Raw genomic sequence first — 19,084 nt, 5'->3', positions numbered from 1 at the left:
CCTGGAAGACCTTGCGCACGTCCCGGATGCCGATCTTGGTCGTGACGGCGGTGGTGGTCATGACCCGCTCCCGTTGGCGTAGGGGTTGAAGGCGTTGGTGTAGAGGTCGGCCGGCTTGAGCCGGCCGGGCTCGATCTCGCCCTCGCGGGCCAGCCAGTCGATCCAGGTCTGGAACTCCTTGTCGGCGATCACTCCGCCCTTGCCGGCGATGCCGGTGCTCTTCCAGAACGCCACCGTGGTCGCGTCCTCGTCGCGTCCACGCTTGGCGATGATCTTCTGGAAGCGGGCGACGACCTCCTCGCGCGGGTGGGTCTGCGCCCAGTCGACGGCCTTGGCGAACGCCTGGACGAACGTCCTGGTGGTGGTGGGGTTGCGGGCGATGAAGTCCTCGCGCAGCACGACGGAGCCCGCGGTGAACGGCCCGAACAGGTCGACGTCGGTGAACAGCGGCCGCAGGCCGCCGCGCTGCAGCGCCTTGTCCTTCAGGACGCCGCCGAGCGTTCCCACGTCGAGCTGTCCCTGCCGGAGGGCCTGCTCGGTGTTGACCGGCGGGATCACGACGAGCTGGACCTGCCTGATCTCCTCCGGCGTCAGGCCCGCGCGCTTGAGGTACTCCTTGATGACGGCCTCGTGGTGCGCGCCGAGGGTGTTGACCCCGATCTTCCTGCCGATGAGGTCGCGGGCGGTTTTGATCGGGCTGTCGTCGGTCACGTAGTAGCCGTTGAAGGACCGCTGGTCGGAGCCGTAGTAGCCGATCACCGCCTTGATCGGCGCCTTGGCGGCCTTGAGCTTGATGATCGCGCCGTTGAAGGCGCCGCCGAAGTCGGTCTGGCCGGTGGCGGCCGACTGGATGTCCTGGGGACCGCTGGTGGTGTTGCCGACCCACTTCAGCTTGATGTCGCCGAGGTAGCCGAGGTCCTCGGCGAGTTCGGGGTAGGTGACGCTGCCGGCGTTCCCCTGGTAGCGCAGCTCTTTGACCTCTGCTTCGCCGGGTTTCGCCGCGCCCGCGGCCGAGCCGCAGGCGACCGCTCCGGCGGCCAGCAGCACGGCGAGGAGGGCATGTCTGATTCTGATCACGGATGGTTCCTCTGGAAGGGCGCGCCGGTGGGCCGGCACGCGGAAGAAGGGGGTACGCACAGGGCGTGGGCGCCGTCGGCCACGCCGGGACGGGAGGCCACGCCGGGACGGGAGGCCACGCCGCGGCGGGAGGCCCCGCCGGGACGGGAAAGGTGCGCGGTCGGCTGTCCGTGATCAACGACACTGCGCGCTGGCGACGTGGCAGAAGTCCACGTGCGGGCGCCGGGTCAGGTAAAGGCCCTGGCTCATGCCCCGAACCTACGAGCCCGGAACCCTAAAGTCAATATTCCCTATAGGGTATACATGAAATATCGCCGGGCCGGTGAGGTCCGGCGACGCGGGTCAGGCGCTCTTCGCCGGGCGTCCGCCGATCAGCGCCGCCGCGCGCTCGGTGCGCAGGTGCTCGGCCGTGCGTCCCTCGCGGCGCGTCACCACCAGGCCCGCCCGGCGCAGCGCTCCGAGGTGCTGGGAGACGGCGCCCGGCGTGATGCCCAGCATGACCGCCAGCCGGCCCGTCGAGAGCGGCTCCTCCAGCGCCTCGATCAGCGCCGTCCGGGTCCGGCCGAGCACCGCGGCGAGCCCTTCCGGCAGCGACGAGGACGCCTCCCACAGGTGCCCCACTCCCCTGGCGGGATAGCGGACGCAGCCCGCGCCGAGCGGCGACCGGTCGACGATGACCCTCGGCCAGCCGAACACGGTGGGCGACAGCACCAGCCCGTGTCCGTGGAGCGTCATGGTGTCCGCCGGACAGGGGCCGCGCACCAGCAGCTCGCCGTCGCGCCAGGCGACGTCGTCGTGAAGGACGCCCAGGAGCCCCGCTATCCCGCCGTTCGTGAGCCGTACCCCCTGCTCGGCGATGTCGGCGTCCAGCACGGCGCGCATCCGGTCCCACTGCGGCGCGACGAGCCTGTCGTGGCAGCGCGCCAGCGCGTCCGCCAGCCTGCCGCACAGGCCGTCGCCGGGCAGGGCCACCCTCGCCGCCGCCAGCTCCGCCTCGACGTACGCGGCGGGGGTGGCGCGCAGCCGGTCCAGCTCGTCGGCGACAGCGGGCTGCCGCGTCCCGGGCACGGGGAACAGGAACGACGGCAGGCATCCGGACACCACCCGGGCGAGCAGCGGCAGCTCCTTCTCGCGGGCCAGCAGCGGTCGCGCCGCGCGGGCCCACCGCTCGTAGACGGGGTGGCGGACGGTCCCGCACAGCATCCGTACGGCGAGCACGGTCTCCGCCAGCGGCGAGACGCCGAACCGCAGCTTCGCCGCCTCGGCGCCGGAAAGCGGCATCCGCAGCGCCACGCGCACCTCCGTTTAGCGATGGCTAAAAGATAGTGAGTGACCACCGGGTGGATGAACACTGGCCCGCCATGGAGACATTCACCTCGTACGACGGCACCCGGCTGGCCTACCGGACACTCGGCCGGGGCCCGGTCCTCGTGTGCGTCCCCGGCGGACCGGGTCGGGCCGCGGAGTACCTCGGCTCCCTCGGCGAGCTGTCCCGGCACCGGACCCTGGTCCTGCTCGACAACCGGGGCACCGGCGGCTCCGAGACGCCCGCCGACCTGACCACCTGCCGGGTGGACCGGCTGGTCCTCGACGTGGAGGCCCTGCGCGCCCACCTCGGCCTCGACCGCATGGACCTGCTGGGACACTCGGCCGGAGGCGGCGTGGCCTTCCTGTACGCCGACGCCCACCCCGAACGCCTGTCCCACCTCGCGCTCGTCTGCCCGTCGCTGGCCGCGCTGGGTCTCCCGTCGGACCTGGGCGTCGAGAAGGTGCTCGCGTCGCGCTCCGCCGAGCCGTGGTACGGCACCGCGCTGCCCGCCTACCACGCGATGCGGGCGGCGGCGAGCTTCGCCGAGGCCGAGCCGCACCGGCTCGCCTTCGAACCGCTCATGTACGGCCGCTGGACGGACGAGGCCCGCGCCCACGCGCAGGCCGACGCGCGCCAGCGCTCCCTGCCGGCGAGCGACACCTTCTACGCCGGCTACCGCCCCTCCCCGCTCCGCCTGGACCGGGTCGAGGCGCCCGTGCTCGTCCTGGCGGGCGAGCTCGACCTCTGGCCCACCGCGGAGGGCGCGGCGCAGGCGGTCCCGCTGTTCGGCGAGGCCCGGCTCCACGTCCAGCCCGGAGCCGGGCACTACCCCTGGCTGGACGACCCCTCCGCGTTCGCGGCCGCCGTCGAGGCGTTCCTCGCCTCCTGACCGTCCGTCCCGCCCGCACGCCGGGTCAGCGGTCGGAGCGCGGCCCGGCCAGATGGTCGCGGTCGGAGCGCGGCCCGGTCAGGTGGTCGCGATCGGAGCGCGGCCCGGTCAGATGGTCGAGGAGGACCTGGCTGATGTCCGCGAGCTGCCGGAGCTGGTCCGGGGTGAGCAGGTCGATCAGGTGCTCGCGGACGCTGGCCACGTGCCGCGGCGCGGCGGCCCGGAGGGCGGCGAGACCGTCGTCGGTGAGCACGGCGAGCCATCCGCGCCGGTCGTCGGCGCAGTGCTCCCTGCGCACCCAGCCCTTCTGCTCCAGCTTGTTGATCGCGTGGGTGATGCGGCTGGGCTTGGAGTTGGTCCAGGTCGCGAGCTCGCTCATGCGCAGGGTGCGCTCGGGCGCCTCCGACAGCAGCACCAGCAGTTCGTAGTAGGTCGGGGGCATGTCGGCCGCGGTCAGCAGGTCACGTTCGAGGCGGTCGGTCAGCAGGCGGGTGGCCAGGCCGAAGGTGCGCCAGGCGTGCTGTTCGTCGTCGTCGAGCCATCGGGTCACGAACGTCATCGTACTGGAAAGTTGCGCACTGAAATAAGCCGATGTACTGTCGTGCTAAATCTTCCAGCACTGAACTAAATGGAGCACGGCATGTACCCCAGCGAGCTCACCGGCACCTACACCATCGACCCGGCGCACAGCCGCTTCGGATTCACCGCCCGCCACGCGATGGTCACCAAGGTCCGCGGCAGCATCCCCGTCCACGAGGCCACCGCCGCCCTGGACGCGGAGAACCCGGCCGCCTCCGGTGTGCGCGTGGTGCTCGAGGTGGCCGGCATCCAGACCGGCAACCAGATGCGCGACGACCACCTGCGCACCGGCGACTTCCTCGACGCCGCCGCCCACCCGTACATCACCTTCGACTCCACCGCCGTCAAGCACGAAGGCGGTGACAGCTTCGAGGTCACCGGCGAGCTGACCATCCGCGGCGTGACCCGGCAGGTCACGATCCCGCTCGACCACACCGGCACCGCGGTCGACGCCCAGGGCCTGACCCGGGTCGGCTTCGAGGGCGCCACCGTGATCAACCGCAAGGACTTCGGCATGACCTACAACGCGGTCCTGGAGACCGGCGGGGTGATGATCTCCGACCGGATCACCCTCGAGTTCGACCTGTCGGCCGTCAAGAACGCCTGACCCACCCTCCGCGAGCACCCGTGAAAGCGACAGCGTCCGTCATGCGTCACCTCACTGTCCCCGCCCTGGCCGCCGCCCTCGCCCTGACCATGGCCGTCACCCCCGCCGAGGCCGCGCCCCGGCGGTGGGCGGCGGCCTGGGGCACCGCCGCCCAGCCGGCCACCGCGAGCACGTCCTGGTACGGCCCCAACTGGTCGCGGGAGGGCTTCGCCCGCCAGGGCCCCGAGACCCTGCGCCAGATCGTCCGGGTCAGCACCGGCGGGACCTCCGTGCGGGTCAGGCTCTCCAACGTGTACGGCACCGCCCCGCTGCCCGTCGACGGAGCCGCGATCGCCGCGGCCCTCCGGGGAACGGCCACGAGCCGGCCGCGCACCCTGACCTTCGCCGGCCGCAAGGGGGCCGTCGTCCCGCCCGGCCGGGAACTCCTCAGCGACCCGGTCGCCCTTCCGGTCCGCCCGATGGGCAGGCTCGCCGTGACCCTGCGCTTCACCCGGCCCACGGGCGCGGCCACCTTCCACCACTTCGCCCAGGCCACCTCCTACCGGGCCGCCGGCGACCACCTGGCCGACACCGCCGGTGACGCGTTCACCGACACCAGCGACTCCTGGTACTACCTGACCGGCGTCGAGGTCGCCGCCCCGCGCGGGACCGGCGCCGTGGTCGCCTTCGGCGACTCGCTCACCGACGGCGTCGGCTCCACCGTCGGCGCCGACGGCCGCTACCCCGACCGGCTCGCCGAACGCCTGGCCGGCCGTTCCCTGGCGGTGGTCAACGCCGGCATCGGCGGCAACCGCCTGCTGACCGACTCACCCGAGTACGGCGAGAACGGACTGGCCCGCTTCCGGCGCGACGCCCTCGACCGGCCCGGTGTCCGCACCGTCATCATCATGGACGGCGTCAACGACCTGGCCGAATGGAACAAACCCCACCAGGCGTCCGCCGACCGGATCATCGACGGGCACAGGCGGCTCGTCCAGGCCGCCCACGCCCGGGGCGTCGAGGTCGTCGGCGCCACCATCATGCCGATGAAGGGCGCCGCCCTCGCCTACGGCCCGGCGGCCGAGGCCGTGCGTGACGAGGTCAACCAGTGGATCCGCACCGGCGGCGCCTACGACCACGTGGTCGACTTCGACGCCGTGGTCCGGCAGCCCGACGACCCCGACGCGCTGCGGCCGCAGTACGACTCGGGCGACGGCATCCACCTCAACGACGCCGGGTACCGCGCCATCGCCCAAGCCGTCGACCTCGCCACCCTGTGACACACCGGCCGAGAGCCGGGCACCTCACCTGAAGTCGGCGGCCCCGCGCGAGGTCGGACGCCTAGCGCGGGGCCGCCGCCGCGCTCATCCGGCCGCGGCCTTCTCCAGCTCCGCCACGTCGATCTTGTTCATGGTCCGCATGGCGGCCGCCACCCGCCCGGCCGCGGCCGGGTCCGGGTGGCTCATGAGCTCGGCGAGCCGCGTGGGGACGATCTGCCAGGACAGGCCGTACCTGTCCTTGAGCCAGCCGCACCGCGACTCCTCGCCGCCGTCGGCCGTGAGCCTGGCCCACAGGTCGTCCACCTCTTCCTGCGACGCGCAGTCGACGTACAGCGAGACGGCCTCGGTGAAGGGGACGGCCCGCCGTTGAGCGCGAGGAAGCGCTGGCCCGCCAGCTCGAACGTCACCATCATGGCGGCGCCCGCCGGACCGGGGCCGTCGTCGCCGTGGCGCACGACGTCCAGGACGCGGGAGCCGGCGAAGAGGGAGGTGTAGAACTCCGCGGCCTCCTCCGCCTGGTGGTCGAACCACAGGTAGGTGGTGATCTTCTGCATGTCGGTTCCTCCGTGCGACGCGGACGGGCTCCTCGCCCGCCCTTTCGCCTACGCGTCGATCGGGCACCTCCGGAATCGACACGCCCTCGGAAGATTCTTCTCGGACCTCGCCTCCGGGCCGCCCGCCGGCCCGGACGGTCGCTCAACGGCGGCGTAGCGCCGGGTCGAGCAGGGCGGGCGGGGTGTCGAACTTCTCGTCCGCGGCGAGGTCCACGCCCGGCGCGACGATCGCGTCCACCGCGTCGAGGACGTCGGCGGAGAGCACCGTGTCCGCGGCGGCGAGCTGGGCGCGCAGGTGATCGAGCGTGCGGGGGCCGATGATCGCGCTGGTCACGGCGGGGTGCGCGGTCACGAAGCCGAGCGCGAGCTGGATCATCGTCAGACCGGCCTCGTCGGCGACCTTCGCCAGCCGCTCGACCGCGTCGAGCCGGGCGCGGTTGGACGGGACGGAGAGGTCGAAGCGCTGCGGCATGAACGTCGAGCGGTGCGTGGTGATGTCCCGGCCCTCGCGGATCGCGCCCGACAGCCAGCCCGAGGCCAGCGGGCTCCACACCAGCACCCCGAGCCCGTACTGCTCGGTCACCGGCAGGACGTGGGCCTCGATCCCGCGCTGCAGGATCGAGTAGCTGGGCTGCTCGGTGACGTACCGGCTCAGGTGGTTGTCCCGGGCGGCCCACTGGGCCTGGACGATCCGGTAGGCCGGGAAGGTCGAGGAGCCGAAGTAGCGGATCTTCCCCGCGCGCTGCAGGTCGGTCAGGGCCGACAGCGTCTCCTCGTCGCTGGTGCTCGGGTCCCACCGGTGGATCTGGTAGAGGTCGACGTGGTCGACGCCGAGGCGGCGCAGGCTGTCGTCCAGCGCGGTGACCAGCCAGCGGCGCGAACCGCCCCGGCGGTTGCGCTCCTCGCCCATCGGCATGCTCGCCTTCGTGGCCAGCACGATGTCGTCGCGGCGGCCGGCGATGGCCTTGCCGACCATCTCCTCCGAGCCGCCCTGGCCGTACATGTCGGCGGTGTCGATGAGGTTGACGCCTCCCTCCAGGGCGGCGTCGACGATGGCGGTGGCCTCGTCCTGGGTGGTGCGCCCGATCGCGCCGAAGTTCATCGCGCCGAGCACGAGCGAGCTGACCTGCACGCCGGTGCGGCCCAAGGTGCGGTACTGCATGACTGTGTCCTCCATCGCGAGCGCATGGCGGTGCCCGGTTTCCGCCGGGCCGCCTGCTCTGGCATCATGAGCAAACGGAACCGTGTTCCGAAACAATACGGAACCCGGTTCCGGTTGGCAACCCGACCAAGGAGAGGACGGCACGGTGAACGGCAGCCACGAGGGCACAGGGCAGGCGGCCCCGCGCAGGCGGTCCGACGCCCGGCGCAACGAGAGGGCGCTGCTCGACGCCGCCGCCGCGGTCTTCGTCACCTCGGGCGTCGAGGCGCCGGTGCGCGACATCGCGGCCCGGGCGGGAGTCGGGGTGGCCACGATCTACCGCCACTTCCCGACGCGGGCGGAGCTCATCATCGCCGTCTACCGGCACCAGGTCGAGGCCTGCGCCGAGGCGGGTCCGGCCCTGCTGGCGAGCACGACTCCGCATGCCGCGCTGGGCCGGTGGATCAACCTGTTCGTCGACTTCCTGGTCACCAAGCACGGGCTGGCCGCCGTGCTGCGCTCCGACGAGGCCGGGTTCGACACGCTGCACGCCTATTTCGTCGAGCGGCTCGTGCCGGTGTGCGCCCAGTTGCTCGACGCCGCGGCCGCCGCCGGCGAGATCCGGTCCGACGTGGACGCCTACGAGCTCATGCGCGGCGTCGGCAACCTCTGCATCGGCGCGGACCACGATCCCCGCTACGACGCGCGCCGGCTGGTCGAACTCCTCATCGCGGGCATGCGCGTACCGCGCTAGCCACAAAAATCCGGAACACTGTTCCGGGCCTGGACTCAACAATGAGGTCCAGGCCCGGGTGGCTCAGCAGCCGTCGGTCACGTAGCAGCCCTTCACGTACCACTTGCCGCTGTAGTAGGCGCCGCTGGTGGCCTTGCTCGTGCTGCCCTTGTAGACCAGGCCGCCCGGGATGTACGAGCAGCTCGAAGTGGAGCAGAAGTAGCCGTAGACCCGGAAGTAGGTCTCAAGCCCGCTGGTGCACCTGACGCTCACCGAGTGGTCGGTGCTCGCGGTCTTGGAGCAGCCGCTGATCGCAGCCGCGGGGGACGCGGTGCCGCCGATGAGGGCGGCGGCCCCCAGGGCGATGCCGGCGACGCTGGAAAGGATCTTTTTCGTCACGAGGGTTCATGATCACCCATCGGTGCCGATCTTCACAAGTGGGGTGGAGAACTCTTCGCCGACGAGTCGAGCGCACTCAGGCGCTCAGCAGCCGCTCCCGCCGGCTCAGCAGCCGTTCGCGTTCGGCCAGGAGCTGGGCGCAGCGGTTGTTCATGAGCGTGCTCGTGTCGTGGACCCATCGGGCCGTCTTCTCGACCTCGGCGCGGGTGTTCTCGATGCGCTGATGCTTGATCGCATCGGTGATGATGTTGTCGAAGAACGTGTCGACGAACCACCGCGTGTCGACCTTGGGCAGGCGAGGCTGTGCCGCGAGGCCGACGTCGGCCAGCTCCCGGGAGAAGACGTCCAGGGCGCGCTGGGCGTGCCAGGCGGCCTGGTCGGCGGTACGCAGCCGATCGTGCTCGATGCTGTCGGCGATCAGGCCGCCGCCGAACAGGTCCCAGGTGGAGGCGCGCCGGGCCGAGGTGAGGTGGCGCAGCACCTCGCCGAGCGCGTCCTGCGCGGCCCGCCCGGCGCGGTGGGCCTCGGTGTGCTCGCGCGTGTCCGCCGCCACGCGGCGGAGGCCGGCGTCGATGTCGGCCAGCTCCCTGGCGCGGGGGTCACCGCCGCTGATGAGCAGCCGCTCCTTCTCGGCCAGTAATCCCGCGTACTCCTCGGGGGCTCCCTCCAGCTCGGCCAGCTCGGCCTCGGCCGCGCGGGCGTCCGCGTCGAGCTGGGCCAGACGGGCCCGGTGGCCCTCGACCCGCTGTGCGGCGGCGGCCGCCTCGGCGCGCTCGCGGGCCAGCCGCTCCTCGCGGTTGCCCAGCAGGCGGGCCAGGGCGGCGGGCAGGCCGCCTTCCAGGCGGGAGACGTCGTGCTCCTCCCGGGCCAGCTCCCGTTCGAGCTCCGTCAGGGTGTCGTGGGCCTGCCGGATCTGGTCCGCCGTGGCCGCACGCTGCCGCCGCAGGTGGTCGGCCCGGCGCGTGCGGGCGGCAGCCTCGCGCAGTCGCTCGTCGAGATCGGGGAAGCTCGTCACATCTCGAAGGACGAACGAGACCTTCCGGATGTTCCAGGCGCCCGGGGATGCCGGGGTGTGCTCAGGTCACCCGCAGGTCGTCCAGTTCGGCCTCGAAGAGCAGCGCCGGGTCGAAGCCCATCCCGGTGAAGTGACCGGCGAGCTCCAGGGACAGGACGCCGTGCAGCCGGGTCCAGAACGCCATGGCCCGGCGCAGGGCGGCGGGAGGAGCCGGATGGCCGCCCGCCCACTGCCGGTGCTCGTCGAGATGGGCGTCGAACGGCGTCGCGGGGCGGTCCGAGGGCGACGCGGCGCAGGCGTCGAGCAGGGTCGCCATGATCTCGGACGCGATCGCGGTGATGTCGTCGGGGGCGTGGTAGCCGGGGACGGGCGTGCCGTAGATGAGGAAGTAGCGGTGGGGGTCGTCGAGCGCCCAGCGGCGCAGGGCGCGGGCCAGCGCGTCCACGTCGGGGCGGGCGACGTCGGGGCCCGGGGCGTCGGGGCCCAGGGGGTCGGGGCCCGCGGGGTCGGAGCCGGTGGCGGCCGCGTGGAAGGCGTCGGCGAGGCTCCGGTAGGCGTCCCTGATGAGCTCGGTGATCAGCTCGTCGCGGCCGGCGAAGTACCGGTAGAGCGCGGGGCCGCTCATGCCCATGCTCCTGGCGATCGCGTTGAGGGACAGCGCGGAGGCGCCCGCGGTGGCGATCTGCTCCCACGCGCGCTCCTTGATCTCCGCGCGCACCTGGGCGCGGTAGCGCTCGCGCGGGGCCTTCGTGCCCGTTTCCGCCATGCCCTGCCGCCCTCCACCTCTTAGACCCTCCAGCCGTGGTTAGAACCTATCAGGAAACCCCTTGACGCCTCTCGGCGCACAGAGTTATAACTTCTAACGGACGCAAGAGCCAGTAACTATCGCGGAGGTCGTCATGAACGCCGGAGAACTCGTCGAGGTCGTCCTGCCCGGCAAGGTGGAGCCGGAAGGGCTGCGGATCAGGCACGGCGCCGTCCCGGCCGCGGGCCCCGGCCAGGTCCTCGTCCGGATGGAGGCGACCGGGGTCTCCTTCGCCGAGCAGCAGATGCGCCGCGGCCGGTACTACGACCAGCCGCCGTTCCCGTTCGTGCCCGGCTACGACGTGGTCGGCACGGTGGTCGCGACCGGCGAGGGCGTCGACCCCGGCCTGGCCGGAGTCCGGGTGGCCGCGCTGGTCAAGGTCGGCGGCTGGGCCAGCCACGTGATCGTCGAGGCGGCGGACGTGGTGGAGGTGCCCGAGGGGATCAGCGCGGCGGAGGCGGAGACCGTGGTGGTCAACGGCATCACCGCCTGGCAGATGCTGCACCGCAAGGCCCGGGTCCGCGCGGGACAGACGGTCCTGGTGCACGGCGCCAACGGCGGCGTGGGGTCGGTCCTGGCCGACCTGGCGCGGGCCGCGGGCGTGAGGGTGATCGGCACCGCGTCGCCGCGCCACCACGACACGCTGCGGCGGCACGGCGTCGTGCCGGTCGACTACCGCGATGACGTCGCCGCGCGCGTCCGCGAGCTGGCCCCCGGCGGGGTGGACGCCGTCTTCGACCACGTCGGCGGGCGCGGCGTCGTCGCCTCCTGGCGGCTGCTGGCGCCCGGCGGCACGCTCGTCTCGTACGGCAGCGCCTCCACCCGGGACGACGAGGGGTCCAAGCAGTGGCCGGTGCTCAAGCTGCTGGCCCGGGTGTGGCTGTGGAACGCGCTGCCCAACCGCCGCCGCGCGTACTTCTTCAACGTCTGGGCCGGGCGGGCCCTGGCGAAGAACGCGTTCCGGGCGCGGCTGCGCGCCGACCTCACCCAGGTCTTCGCGGCCCTCCGGCGCGGCGACGTCACCGCCCGGATCGCCGCCGAGCTGCCGCTCGACCGCGTCGCCGACGCCATGCGGCTGGCCGAGTCCGGCACGGTGGCCGGGAAGATCGTCCTCACGCCGTAGGGTGTGGCTCCCGAACGAGTCCGAGGAGCGTGCCGTGCCCCAGAGCCACCAGGAGATCTACCACCGGTACGTGTGGGCCGGGATGACCCGCGACGCCGACGCGCCGGCCGCGATGTTCACCGCCGACGGCGTCCTGGAGGCGCCGCTCGTCCCGGCCGGTCACGCCTTCCCTCGGCGTCTGGAGGGACGCGAGGAGATCCGCCGGGCCATGGCCGCGTACTACGGCCGGCCGGCGACGACGGAGCGCACCGTGAACGTGGACAGGACCCGCTACGTGCTGCACGCCACGACCGACCCCGACGTGTTCGTCGTGGGGCTCGACACCGCCTTCGACGGCCCCGCCGGGGCGAGCGCCATGTCGCTGGTGCAGATCTTCCGCCTGCGCGACGGAGGGATCGCCCCGCTGCGCGACTACTTCGCCCCGGACGAGGTGGCCTGACCGGCCCTTGTCTTCCCGTCCTTCTTCCGGGCTACTCCTGGCCCTCTTCCGGCAGGCCGTTGTCGAACTGCTGCGGCTGCACCTGCTTGCGCGGCGCGCCGCGCTCGGCCCTGACCAGGACGGCGGCGTCCGGGTAGTCGGTGACGAAGGCGTCCACGCCCAGGTCCAGGTGCGCGCGGTACTCCGCCAGCGCGTCACCGTGGTCGGTCGGCGCCTGGCCGCGGCGCAGCTGCAGGGGCAGGTACTGGTTCTCGCTGCGGAAGGTGTACACGCCGATCCTCAGCCCGGCCTTGTGCGCGTCGGACACGAGCGTCGTCGGGGTGCCCGAGCCGCCGTCGGGGTTGACCGGGATCGCCGACGACTTGTCCGGCCCGATCCACTGGGCGTACGTGGCGATCTTCGCCAGTCCCTCGGGCTTCATCATGTCCGCGTACGTCGTCGGGTCGCCGGCCGCCGTCAGGTCGTACGGCCGGCCGGTGGTGCCCAGCGCCTGCCACAGCGGCACGCGCAGCTCCTTGGCCACCCGCTTCAGGCTGGACGGCTCGAACGACTGGACCACCACCGGGCTGTTCGGCCGGTCGAGCCCGTTGCGCTTGACGGTCTCGATCAGCGGCTCCTCCAGCGGCAGCCCGATCGACCTGAAGTAGGTGGGGTGCTTGGTCTCGGGGAAGACGCCGACCTGCCGGCCGTACCGGTGGGAGAGCCGCTTGGCCAGGTCGAGCACCTCCTGGAAGGTGAGCACCTGGTAGGAGCCGTTGTAGACGGTGTTGCGCTGGCGGATCGCGGGCAGCCGCTCGACCGCCCGCAGCGTCTTCAGCTCCGCGAGCGTGAAGTCCTCGGTGAACCATCCGGTCACGTCGCGCCCGTCGACGACCTTGGTGGTCCTGCGGGCGGCGAACTCGGGGCGCAGGGACACGTCGGTGGTGCCGGAGATCTCGTTCTCGTGCCGGACGACCAGCACGTGGTCCTTGGTCGGCACCAGGTCGGGCTCGATCCAGTCGGCGCCCATGGCCACGGCCAGCTCGTACCCGCCCTGCGTGTGCTCGGGACGGTGGCCCGCCGCGCCGCGGTGGCCGACGACGACGACCGTGGACCGGTCGGCCGCGGGCGCGGGCTCGACCGACGCCGAGGCGGCGGGGGCCGCGGCGAGGGGGACGAGGAGGGCCAGGGCGGTGGCTGCGATCTTACGCACGTGAAGCTCCCTGCGGTGTCCGCACCGGAGACTCTCACCGGTGATCACCGCGGCGATTATGGTAAGGACCGAAACCCACCTCTGGCCTAATAATGCCGAAATTTCGGGTGACAAGCCGGTCCCGCCGAGATCGACGCTCCGGGGAGGTGTGAGAGCCGCCTTCCCGGATAGGTGCCTGCGTTCACCGCTCACGCCGGCTTGTGAAGGGGTTCTCATGACAGCCGATCAGTCGCTCATCTGCCCGAGCTGCCAGGGTGTGATCGCCGCCGCGGATCCGACCGCCTACACGGCCGCCCGCGCCCGGCTGATCGTCGCCCATGGCTTCTGCCAGGGGAAGTGCTCCGACGTCGAGGCCAAGCCCCGGTCCGAGGAGCCCGCCGTGACCGCGGGGGCCCACCGCCGGGCGATCCCCGCCGGCACCCCGTGATCCCCGCGCGCCCCCGGGAGGGATGGCCCGGCCCCCGGGAGGGATGGTCCGGGACGAAGCCGCCGAGCAGGCGAAACTAGACTCGGGCCATGTTCGTGATCTCACTGCACTACACCTCCCCGCTGGAGCGGATCGACGCGCTCATGTCCGCCCACGTGGAGTGGCTGGACCGCAACTACGAGGCGGGCGTGTTCCTGGCGTCGGGCCGCAAAGTGCCGCGCACCGGCGGGGTCACCCTCGCCGCCGGGGTGTCGCGCGAGGAGCTGGACGCGATCGTGGCCGAGGACCCGTTCGCGAAGGAGGGCGTCGCCGTCCACGAGATCACCGAGTTCGTCGCCACCAAGACCGCCCCCGCGCTGTCGGCGTACCGGCAGCAGCTCTGACCGCCGGGGCCGCGGGGCTCCCCCGTCCCTAGCATGGGTGAGCATGGAACTCACCGAACGTTTCGCATGGGAGGGAAGGCGGATCGCCTGCGGGCGGGCGGGCGCCGGGCCGCCCGTGGTGTTCTGCCACGGCACGCCGTTCTCGTCGGCGCTCTGGCAGCCGTTCGCCGAGGCGTTGAGCCGCGACTTCACCGTCCACCTGTGGGACATGCCCGGCTACGGCAGCTCCTCCCAACACGCCGGGCACCCGGTGGACTTCGGCGCGCAGGCCGACGCCTTCGCGGCCCTGCTCGGCCACTGGGGCCTGGACCGGCCGCACGTGATCGCCCACGACTTCGGCGGCGCCGTGTCCCTGCGCACCCACCTGAGCCTGGGCGTCGGCTACGCCTCGCTCATGCTCGTCGACGTCGTCGCCATCCCGCCCAGCGGCTCGCCGTTCTTCAGGTTCGTCCAGGAGCACCCGGACGTCCTGGGCGGGCTGCCGGCCTACATCCACGCCGCGATCGTGCGCGCGTACATCCAGGGCGCGAGCCATCGCGGCCTGCGCGACGACGACCTCGACGCCCTCGTGCGGCCGTGGACCGGCGACGACGGCCAGCCCGCCTTCTACCGGCAGATCGCCGGCTACGACGAGCGCTTCCTGGAGGAGAACGAGCGCCACCTCGGGCGCGTCCGCATCCCGGTGCGGATCCTCTGGGGCACCCGCGACGCCTGGATCCCCGTCGAGGTCGCCCAGCGGCTGCGGAGCCTGATCCCCGGCGCGGAGCTCGCGCTGATCGAGGACGCCGGCCACCTGATGCACCACGACGCGCCCGTCCCGCTCATGGACGAGATCCGCGCCTGGCTCGCCGGCCGGTGAGCGGCCGCGGTCTGGCGGCGCTCGGCAGGGTCGTCCACCAGGGATGATAAGGAATCGGATATCGATCGCGGCTCGATACTGGTATTGGACATCGCCTGATCGCATCTGTTTTGCTCCTGACCTCTGACCGATCATCAGCAGAGGATCCGACATGCGACATCTCGAGCTCCGCGAGCCCCGCGAGCCCCGCGACTTCCGCCGTCTTCGCCGCGCCGCCGCGACGCTGCCCGCCGCCGTCCTGGCGGTCTCCCTCCTGTCGGGCGGCACGTCCGGCGCGGCCGTCGCCGCGACCGCCGCGCCGGCCGCCGCCACGACGGCTCCGGGCGAGGCGCAGGTGCGCAAGGAACTGCGCGCGCTGGAGTCGGCCTTCCAGGGCCGCATCGGCGCGTACGCGGTGGACACGGCCACGGGCAGGACCCTCACCTATCGGGCGAGTGAGCGCTTCGCGTTGCTGTCCACGTTCAAGGCGCCGCTCTGCGCCGCCGTGCTGCACAAGGCCCGCACCTCCGAGCCCGGCCTGATGGACAAGCTCGTCAAGTGGACCGCCGACGAGCTGACACCCGGCTCGCCGGTCACCGAGAAGCACGTCGAGGACGGCCTGACCGTCGCCCAGCTCTGCGAGGCGGCCACCAGCGTCAGCGACGGCACCGCCTCCAACCTGCTGCTCAAGCAGATCGGCGGGCCCGCCGGCCTGACCGGGTACTTCCGCTCGCTGAAGGACCCGGTCTCGCGGATGGACCGCTGGCACCCCGCGCTCAACGACTGGACCCCCAAGGACAGGCGCGACACCACCACGCCCGCGGCCATCGCCGCCGACCTGCGGCTGCTCGCGCTCGGGAACGCCCTGCACCCCGATGACCGCAAGCAGTTCGTGGCCTGGCTGCTGGGCAACAAGACCGGCGCCAACCGCATCCGAGCCGGCCTGCCCAAGACGTGGACGATCGGCGACCGGACCGGCACCAACTCCGACGGGTTCGGCGGCGGCAACGCCATCGCCGTCATCTGGCCGAGCAAGGACGCGGCCCCGATCGTCATGGCCGTCTACACCAACCGCACCCCCGGCCTGCCCATCGACGAGAAGACCATCGCCCAGACCGCCACGGTCCTGGCCCGGGGGCTCGGCAGGCTCTGACGCCCGGGGAGGCGATGACCGGCCGGTGAGCGCGGCCGCGTCTCACCCGGCGGCGACGTACTGGTCCGCGTAGGCGCCGGACGGCGCGATGGGGGTGATGACGTCGATCAGGACGCCGTTGGGGTCGGCCACGATGAAGTGCCGCTGCCCGAAGTCCTCGCTGCGCAGGCCGAGCTCGGGCCGCAGGCCCTCGCGCAGGACGAGCCGCTCCCACTCGGCGTCGACGTCCTCGACCTCGAAGTTGAGCAGCAGCCCGCGCACGGGCTGCCGGTATCCCTCCGGCACGGTCGGGTGGGCGTGATCGAGCAGGGCCAGCTCGTACGCCCGCTCCCCCGGCCGTCGCAGGCTCACGTACCAGTCGGCCTCGAAGGTGATCTCGAACCCGAACAGCCGGGTGTAGAAGTCGCGGGACTCAACCACCCGCGCGGTGGCGATGACCGGATAGAAGCTGGTCAGGATCATGCTGCCCTCCTCATTTCACATACCGTCGGTATGTGAAGGTACCGTATTGACGTACCATCGGTATGTCAACGTGGAGGGGAGCGCGATGACCGAGGGGACCAGGGCCCATCAGCGCGAGCAGACCAGGCGAACCCTGCTGCGCGAGGGACGGCGGCTGTTCGCCGCCCACGGCTACGGCGCGGTCGGCCTGGCCGAGATCGTGCGGGCCGCCGGAGTCACCAAGGGCGCCCTGTACCACCACTTCGCGAGCAAGGCCGACCTCTTCCGCGCGGTGCTGCGGGAGGTGCAGCAGGAGGTCGCCCGCGAGGTGGCCGGCACGGCGGCGGCCCAGGACGATCCGTGGGAGCAGCTGACGACCGGGTGCCGGGCGTTCCTGACCGCCAGCACCGCCCCCGGCGTCCAGCGCATCATGCTCATCGACGGGCCCGCCGTCCTGGGGTGGAGCGAATGGCGGGCGATGGACGAGGCCGCTTCGGCGCGCCACCTCGCCGAAGCGCTCGCCACCCTCGCCGAGCGCGGAGTGATCGCGCCGCAGCCGGTCGAACCGCTCACCCACCTGCTGTCCGGAGCCATGAACGAGGCGGCCCTGTGGCTGGCCGGATCCGGCGGCCCGAGCGACCTCGACGACACGTGGGCGGCGCTGTCGCGGATGCTCCAGGCGCTGCGCGCCGTCCCGGACTGACCGGACGGCCCCGCCTCGGCGTTTCGCGGACCTCGGGAAGGGCCGCCTCCGCTCACGCGCTCGCGGGCCCTGAGGCGGCTCCGCGCGTTCCGGCCAGTCGCGCCACGACGGCCGGCACGGCCACCGCGGCCGCCGAGAGCGCGGCGAGCGCCGCGAGGTCGGACGGCTCCGCGCCCCAGCGAGGCCACGCCATGGCGACGCCCATGAAGGGCAGCAGGATGAACGCCGCCCGGCGTCCCACGGCGGAGCGCGCCGACACCGCCACCGCGGCCAGGGGCACGAGGAGGGGCAGGGCTCTCGCCCACGGGGAGAAGGTCCAGGCGCTCGCCACCTCGGCGGCCAGAGCCGCGGCCGACCAGCCGGCCAGGCGTCCCACGCCCGGACCGGGCGGGCGGACCGGGGTGCCCGTGCGGCCGGCCCCCGGGCGGGGGGACCACGGCGCGAGCGTCAGCGTCATGGCGAGCAGAGCGGTCGGCAGCGCCAGCTGCACCGCCGTGGTCCCGCCTCCTCCCACGAGGAGGGCGCCGTCCCGGACCATGCGGACGGCGGGAACAGGACCGAAGGGACTGGAGACGAGCCAGGCGTACAGCACCGTCCAGCCCCACGCCAGGACGGCCGCCGCCGTCCGCCGGCCCAGCCAGGCCGACACCGCGACCACCCCGTACGGCAGGGCCATGGCGAGTGTCCGCAGCGCGGGCTCGGGAACCAATACCGGGATCATCAGCGTCCGCAGGACGTAGGCGAGGGCGGGGCCGGTCTCGACGACCAGCAGCACGATCGGGGCGACCACGGTCGCGATCGCGAACGCCTCATGCCAGTGCCGGCGCGACTCGGCTCCCCCGGCATGGCGCAACCAGACGGCGAGACCCCCGCGCAGCAGGTCGCACGTGTCGCGGACGCCGGGCCACCGCCGGCCGGGGGCCGAGCCCGCGAGGAGGACCGCGACCATCTCCTCCTCGTACGTCGCGCGGTGCCGCTTCGGGTACCACGCCAGCAGCCGCCGGTACCGCTTCTCCAGGCTCACCCGGCCCTCCCGGCGGAGACCGGCCGGGACGCTCCGGGGGCGAGGAGGACCGCGGCTCCCAGCGCCGCCGCGAGCGCCGGCCGCAGCCGGGCGCGCAGCCGGGCGGCGGCGGCGTCCGCGTTGCCGCGCATGCGCTCCGCCTCGGCGACCAGCCGGGCCTCGCCGTGGGAGGTGAGACGGTAGTAACGCCGTGCCCGCCCGTCGACGACCTCCTCCCGGTCGGCCTCGACCAGGCCCTCCCCCTCCAGGCGGTCGAGGGCGGCGTACAGGGTGCCGGCGCGCAGCCGCACCCGCTCGCCGGACATGCGCAGGACGTCGGCCATGATGCCGTAGCCGTGCTGGGCCTCGGCCGCCAGCGCCGTGAGAATCAGGAACGTGGGCTCCTGCATCGACTTCATACTCATGCGATCTTTATATACCGATGAACTGACTATAACAACATCCTTCACAGATCCGCCCCGGAAACGTCTGGACACGCTACGTGACAGCATCGATACTCAACGTGTCAGACCCTTTGCCCTCTGCGATCAAGCCCCCACTGTCAGCGCGCGCATCTCGCCGGCGTGCCGCGCGCTGTCCGGGCCGTGGCCGCCGGAGGACAGCACAGAAGGAGAACGATGCAGTCGAAGTGGTTCCTGGCCCTCCCCCTCACCGTCCTCGCGGCGGGGGCGTGCCTGACGACGTCCGCCATGGCCAGCCAGACCTCGGCACCGGTCGCGGCGGCCGCCCGCCCATCGGCTCTTCCACCCGGCTACCAGCTCGTCACCCTGCCCAACGCCAACGTCCCCAACTTCCAGCGCCGCACGCTCTACTGCCCCGGCAGCAAGAAGGTCCTCGGCGGCGGCGCCGAGGCCCGCGGCAACCGGGCGATCCTGGTCGGGTCGTTCCCCACCGATGACGGCCACGGCTGGATCGCCCTCGGCCGCCAGGACGGCTACAACGACGTCGGCATCAGCGTCTTCGCCATCTGCGCCGACTGACCTCCGGCTCACCC

General features: G+C 72.6%; 23 protein-coding genes and 1 pseudogene. 12 read left to right on the top strand and 12 right to left on the bottom strand.

All coding sequences use genetic code 11. The annotated features are described in order from the left end of the window. Positions 1–57 precede the first annotated feature (57 nt). Together HTZ77_RS42000 and HTZ77_RS41995 are read right to left on the bottom strand one after the other, a co-directional pair. Positions 58–1,077 (bottom strand): ABC transporter substrate-binding protein, encoded by a 1,020-nt coding sequence (locus tag HTZ77_RS42000; protein WP_175595369.1) that lies wholly within the window; start codon positions 1,075–1,077, stop codon positions 58–60. A gap of 342 nt (positions 1,078–1,419) precedes the next feature. After that, complete coding sequence (locus tag HTZ77_RS41995; protein WP_175595368.1) at positions 1,420–2,370, bottom strand: ArsR/SmtB family transcription factor; 951 nt, start codon at positions 2,368–2,370, stop codon at positions 1,420–1,422. 68 nt (positions 2,371–2,438) lie between these two features. On the opposite strand from HTZ77_RS41995, the gene HTZ77_RS41990 reads away from it, so the two are divergent. Next, complete coding sequence (locus HTZ77_RS41990; protein WP_175595367.1) at positions 2,439–3,275, top strand: alpha/beta fold hydrolase; 837 nt, start codon at positions 2,439–2,441, stop codon at positions 3,273–3,275. A gap of 25 nt (positions 3,276–3,300) precedes the next feature. On the opposite strand, the gene HTZ77_RS41985 is transcribed toward HTZ77_RS41990, so the two are convergent. After that, the gene (locus HTZ77_RS41985; protein WP_328809084.1) at positions 3,301–3,825 is read right to left on the bottom strand and encodes a MarR family winged helix-turn-helix transcriptional regulator; all 525 of its coding nucleotides are present in this window, start codon (positions 3,823–3,825) and stop codon (positions 3,301–3,303) included. A gap of 90 nt (positions 3,826–3,915) precedes the next feature. Here HTZ77_RS41985 and HTZ77_RS41980 point away from each other — a divergent pair, with 90 nt between their 5' ends. Together HTZ77_RS41980 and HTZ77_RS41975 are read left to right on the top strand one after the other, a co-directional pair. Next, a complete protein-coding gene (locus HTZ77_RS41980; protein ID WP_235995977.1) occupies positions 3,916–4,461 on the top strand; it encodes a YceI family protein in 546 nt (181 codons plus the stop codon). Positions 4,462–4,502: 41 nt separating this feature from the next. Next, positions 4,503–5,720, top strand: coding sequence for an SGNH/GDSL hydrolase family protein (locus HTZ77_RS41975; protein ID WP_175595364.1), 1,218 nt, complete (start codon positions 4,503–4,505; stop codon positions 5,718–5,720). An 84-nt stretch (positions 5,721–5,804) separates the two neighbouring features. Here HTZ77_RS41975 and HTZ77_RS41970 read toward each other — a convergent pair. Further along, positions 5,805–6,274: pseudogene (locus HTZ77_RS41970) on the bottom strand (VOC family protein). A 142-nt stretch (positions 6,275–6,416) separates the two neighbouring features. Continuing rightward, entirely contained in the window at positions 6,417–7,436 is a 1,020-nt protein-coding gene (locus HTZ77_RS41965) for an aldo/keto reductase (protein ID WP_175595363.1), read from the bottom strand. A 145-nt stretch (positions 7,437–7,581) separates the two neighbouring features. Here HTZ77_RS41965 and HTZ77_RS41960 point away from each other — a divergent pair, with 145 nt between their 5' ends. After that, entirely contained in the window at positions 7,582–8,169 is a 588-nt protein-coding gene (locus HTZ77_RS41960; protein ID WP_175595362.1) for a TetR/AcrR family transcriptional regulator, read from the top strand. 63 nt (positions 8,170–8,232) lie between these two features. Here the strand turns inward: HTZ77_RS41960 and HTZ77_RS41955 are convergent, their stop codons facing one another. The 3 genes from HTZ77_RS41955 to HTZ77_RS41945 form a co-directional block, all read right to left on the bottom strand. Next, on the bottom strand, positions 8,233–8,547 hold the full coding sequence (locus HTZ77_RS41955) for a hypothetical protein (protein ID WP_175595361.1): 315 nt from the start codon (positions 8,545–8,547) through the stop codon (positions 8,233–8,235). A gap of 76 nt (positions 8,548–8,623) precedes the next feature. Continuing rightward, positions 8,624–9,562 (bottom strand): hypothetical protein, encoded by a 939-nt coding sequence (locus tag HTZ77_RS41950; protein ID WP_175595360.1) that lies wholly within the window; start codon positions 9,560–9,562, stop codon positions 8,624–8,626. 61 nt (positions 9,563–9,623) lie between these two features. Then, the gene (locus HTZ77_RS41945; RefSeq protein WP_175595359.1) at positions 9,624–10,328 is read right to left on the bottom strand and encodes a TetR/AcrR family transcriptional regulator; all 705 of its coding nucleotides are present in this window, start codon (positions 10,326–10,328) and stop codon (positions 9,624–9,626) included. A gap of 133 nt (positions 10,329–10,461) precedes the next feature. Between HTZ77_RS41945 and HTZ77_RS41940 the strand changes: the two genes are divergently transcribed. Together HTZ77_RS41940 and HTZ77_RS41935 are read left to right on the top strand one after the other, a co-directional pair. After that, positions 10,462–11,490, top strand: coding sequence for a medium chain dehydrogenase/reductase family protein (locus HTZ77_RS41940; protein WP_175595358.1), 1,029 nt, complete (start codon positions 10,462–10,464; stop codon positions 11,488–11,490). Between the two features lie 34 nt (positions 11,491–11,524). Further along, positions 11,525–11,929 (top strand): nuclear transport factor 2 family protein, encoded by a 405-nt coding sequence (locus tag HTZ77_RS41935; RefSeq protein WP_175595357.1) that lies wholly within the window; start codon positions 11,525–11,527, stop codon positions 11,927–11,929. A gap of 31 nt (positions 11,930–11,960) precedes the next feature. Here HTZ77_RS41935 and HTZ77_RS41930 read toward each other — a convergent pair whose 3' ends face one another. Next, positions 11,961–13,121, bottom strand: a complete 1,161-nt coding sequence (locus HTZ77_RS41930; protein ID WP_328809083.1) for a glycerophosphodiester phosphodiesterase — start codon at positions 13,119–13,121, stop codon at positions 11,961–11,963. Positions 13,122–13,335: 214 nt separating this feature from the next. Between HTZ77_RS41930 and HTZ77_RS41925 the strand changes: the two genes are divergently transcribed. The 4 genes from HTZ77_RS41925 to bla all read left to right on the top strand — a co-directional run bounded on the left by HTZ77_RS41925 (position 13,336) and on the right by bla (position 15,922). Beyond that, positions 13,336–13,548 (top strand): hypothetical protein, encoded by a 213-nt coding sequence (locus tag HTZ77_RS41925; RefSeq protein WP_175595355.1) that lies wholly within the window; start codon positions 13,336–13,338, stop codon positions 13,546–13,548. Positions 13,549–13,637: 89 nt separating this feature from the next. Then, positions 13,638–13,931 (top strand): YciI family protein, encoded by a 294-nt coding sequence (locus tag HTZ77_RS41920; protein ID WP_175595354.1) that lies wholly within the window; start codon positions 13,638–13,640, stop codon positions 13,929–13,931. A 43-nt stretch (positions 13,932–13,974) separates the two neighbouring features. Continuing rightward, a complete protein-coding gene (locus HTZ77_RS41915; protein WP_175595353.1) occupies positions 13,975–14,790 on the top strand; it encodes an alpha/beta fold hydrolase in 816 nt (271 codons plus the stop codon). Between the two features lie 151 nt (positions 14,791–14,941). Continuing rightward, the gene (bla, locus tag HTZ77_RS41910) at positions 14,942–15,922 is read left to right on the top strand and encodes a class A beta-lactamase (RefSeq protein WP_175595352.1); all 981 of its coding nucleotides are present in this window, start codon (positions 14,942–14,944) and stop codon (positions 15,920–15,922) included. A gap of 42 nt (positions 15,923–15,964) precedes the next feature. Here bla and HTZ77_RS41905 read toward each other — a convergent pair whose 3' ends face one another. Further along, entirely contained in the window at positions 15,965–16,384 is a 420-nt protein-coding gene (locus tag HTZ77_RS41905) for a VOC family protein (RefSeq protein ID WP_175595351.1), read from the bottom strand. A gap of 85 nt (positions 16,385–16,469) precedes the next feature. Between HTZ77_RS41905 and HTZ77_RS41900 the strand changes: the two genes are divergently transcribed. Beyond that, positions 16,470–17,066, top strand: a complete 597-nt coding sequence (locus tag HTZ77_RS41900; protein ID WP_175595350.1) for a TetR/AcrR family transcriptional regulator — start codon at positions 16,470–16,472, stop codon at positions 17,064–17,066. A gap of 52 nt (positions 17,067–17,118) precedes the next feature. Here the strand turns inward: HTZ77_RS41900 and HTZ77_RS41895 are convergent, their stop codons facing one another. Further along, positions 17,119–18,090, bottom strand: coding sequence for a hypothetical protein (locus tag HTZ77_RS41895; protein ID WP_175595349.1), 972 nt, complete (start codon positions 18,088–18,090; stop codon positions 17,119–17,121). After that, the gene (locus HTZ77_RS41890) at positions 18,087–18,494 is read right to left on the bottom strand and encodes a PadR family transcriptional regulator (protein ID WP_235995975.1); all 408 of its coding nucleotides are present in this window, start codon (positions 18,492–18,494) and stop codon (positions 18,087–18,089) included. Before HTZ77_RS41890 ends, HTZ77_RS41895 begins: the two co-directional genes overlap by 4 nt. Before the next feature lie 213 nt (positions 18,495–18,707). Between HTZ77_RS41890 and HTZ77_RS41885 the strand changes: the two genes are divergently transcribed. Further along, positions 18,708–19,070: a hypothetical protein gene (locus HTZ77_RS41885; RefSeq protein ID WP_175595348.1), complete on the top strand. Its 363-nt coding sequence runs from the start codon at positions 18,708–18,710 to the stop codon at positions 19,068–19,070. The last annotated feature ends 14 nt before the right edge of the window (positions 19,071–19,084 follow it).

The organism is Nonomuraea montanisoli, from assembly GCF_013363975.1.
Taxonomy (GTDB): domain Bacteria; phylum Actinomycetota; class Actinomycetes; order Streptosporangiales; family Streptosporangiaceae; genus Nonomuraea; species Nonomuraea montanisoli.
This window is presented reverse-complemented; position numbering and strand designations above follow the sequence as displayed.

Excerpts from the sequence above, each read along its gene's own strand:
- HTZ77_RS41990 (WP_175595367.1), top strand. The coding sequence starts at position 2,439 with ATGGAGACATTCACCTCGTACGACGGCACCCGGCTGGCCTACCGGACA.
- HTZ77_RS41980 (WP_235995977.1), top strand. The coding sequence starts at position 3,916 with ATGTACCCCAGCGAGCTCACCGGCACCTACACCATCGACCCGGCGCAC.
- HTZ77_RS41975 (WP_175595364.1), top strand. The coding sequence starts at position 4,503 with ATGCGTCACCTCACTGTCCCCGCCCTGGCCGCCGCCCTCGCCCTGACC.
- HTZ77_RS41965 (WP_175595363.1), bottom strand. The coding sequence starts at position 7,436 with ATGCAGTACCGCACCTTGGGCCGCACCGGCGTGCAGGTCAGCTCGCTC.
- HTZ77_RS41945 (WP_175595359.1), bottom strand. The coding sequence starts at position 10,328 with ATGGCGGAAACGGGCACGAAGGCCCCGCGCGAGCGCTACCGCGCCCAG.
- HTZ77_RS41940 (WP_175595358.1), top strand. The coding sequence starts at position 10,462 with ATGAACGCCGGAGAACTCGTCGAGGTCGTCCTGCCCGGCAAGGTGGAG.
- HTZ77_RS41925 (WP_175595355.1), top strand. The coding sequence starts at position 13,336 with ATGACAGCCGATCAGTCGCTCATCTGCCCGAGCTGCCAGGGTGTGATC.
- HTZ77_RS41920 (WP_175595354.1), top strand. The coding sequence starts at position 13,638 with ATGTTCGTGATCTCACTGCACTACACCTCCCCGCTGGAGCGGATCGAC.
- HTZ77_RS41915 (WP_175595353.1), top strand. The coding sequence starts at position 13,975 with ATGGAACTCACCGAACGTTTCGCATGGGAGGGAAGGCGGATCGCCTGC.
- bla (WP_175595352.1), top strand. The coding sequence starts at position 14,942 with ATGCGACATCTCGAGCTCCGCGAGCCCCGCGAGCCCCGCGACTTCCGC.
- HTZ77_RS41905 (WP_175595351.1), bottom strand. The coding sequence starts at position 16,384 with ATGATCCTGACCAGCTTCTATCCGGTCATCGCCACCGCGCGGGTGGTT.
- HTZ77_RS41900 (WP_175595350.1), top strand. The coding sequence starts at position 16,470 with ATGACCGAGGGGACCAGGGCCCATCAGCGCGAGCAGACCAGGCGAACC.
- HTZ77_RS41890 (WP_235995975.1), bottom strand. The coding sequence starts at position 18,494 with ATGAGTATGAAGTCGATGCAGGAGCCCACGTTCCTGATTCTCACGGCG.
- HTZ77_RS41885 (WP_175595348.1), top strand. The coding sequence starts at position 18,708 with ATGCAGTCGAAGTGGTTCCTGGCCCTCCCCCTCACCGTCCTCGCGGCG.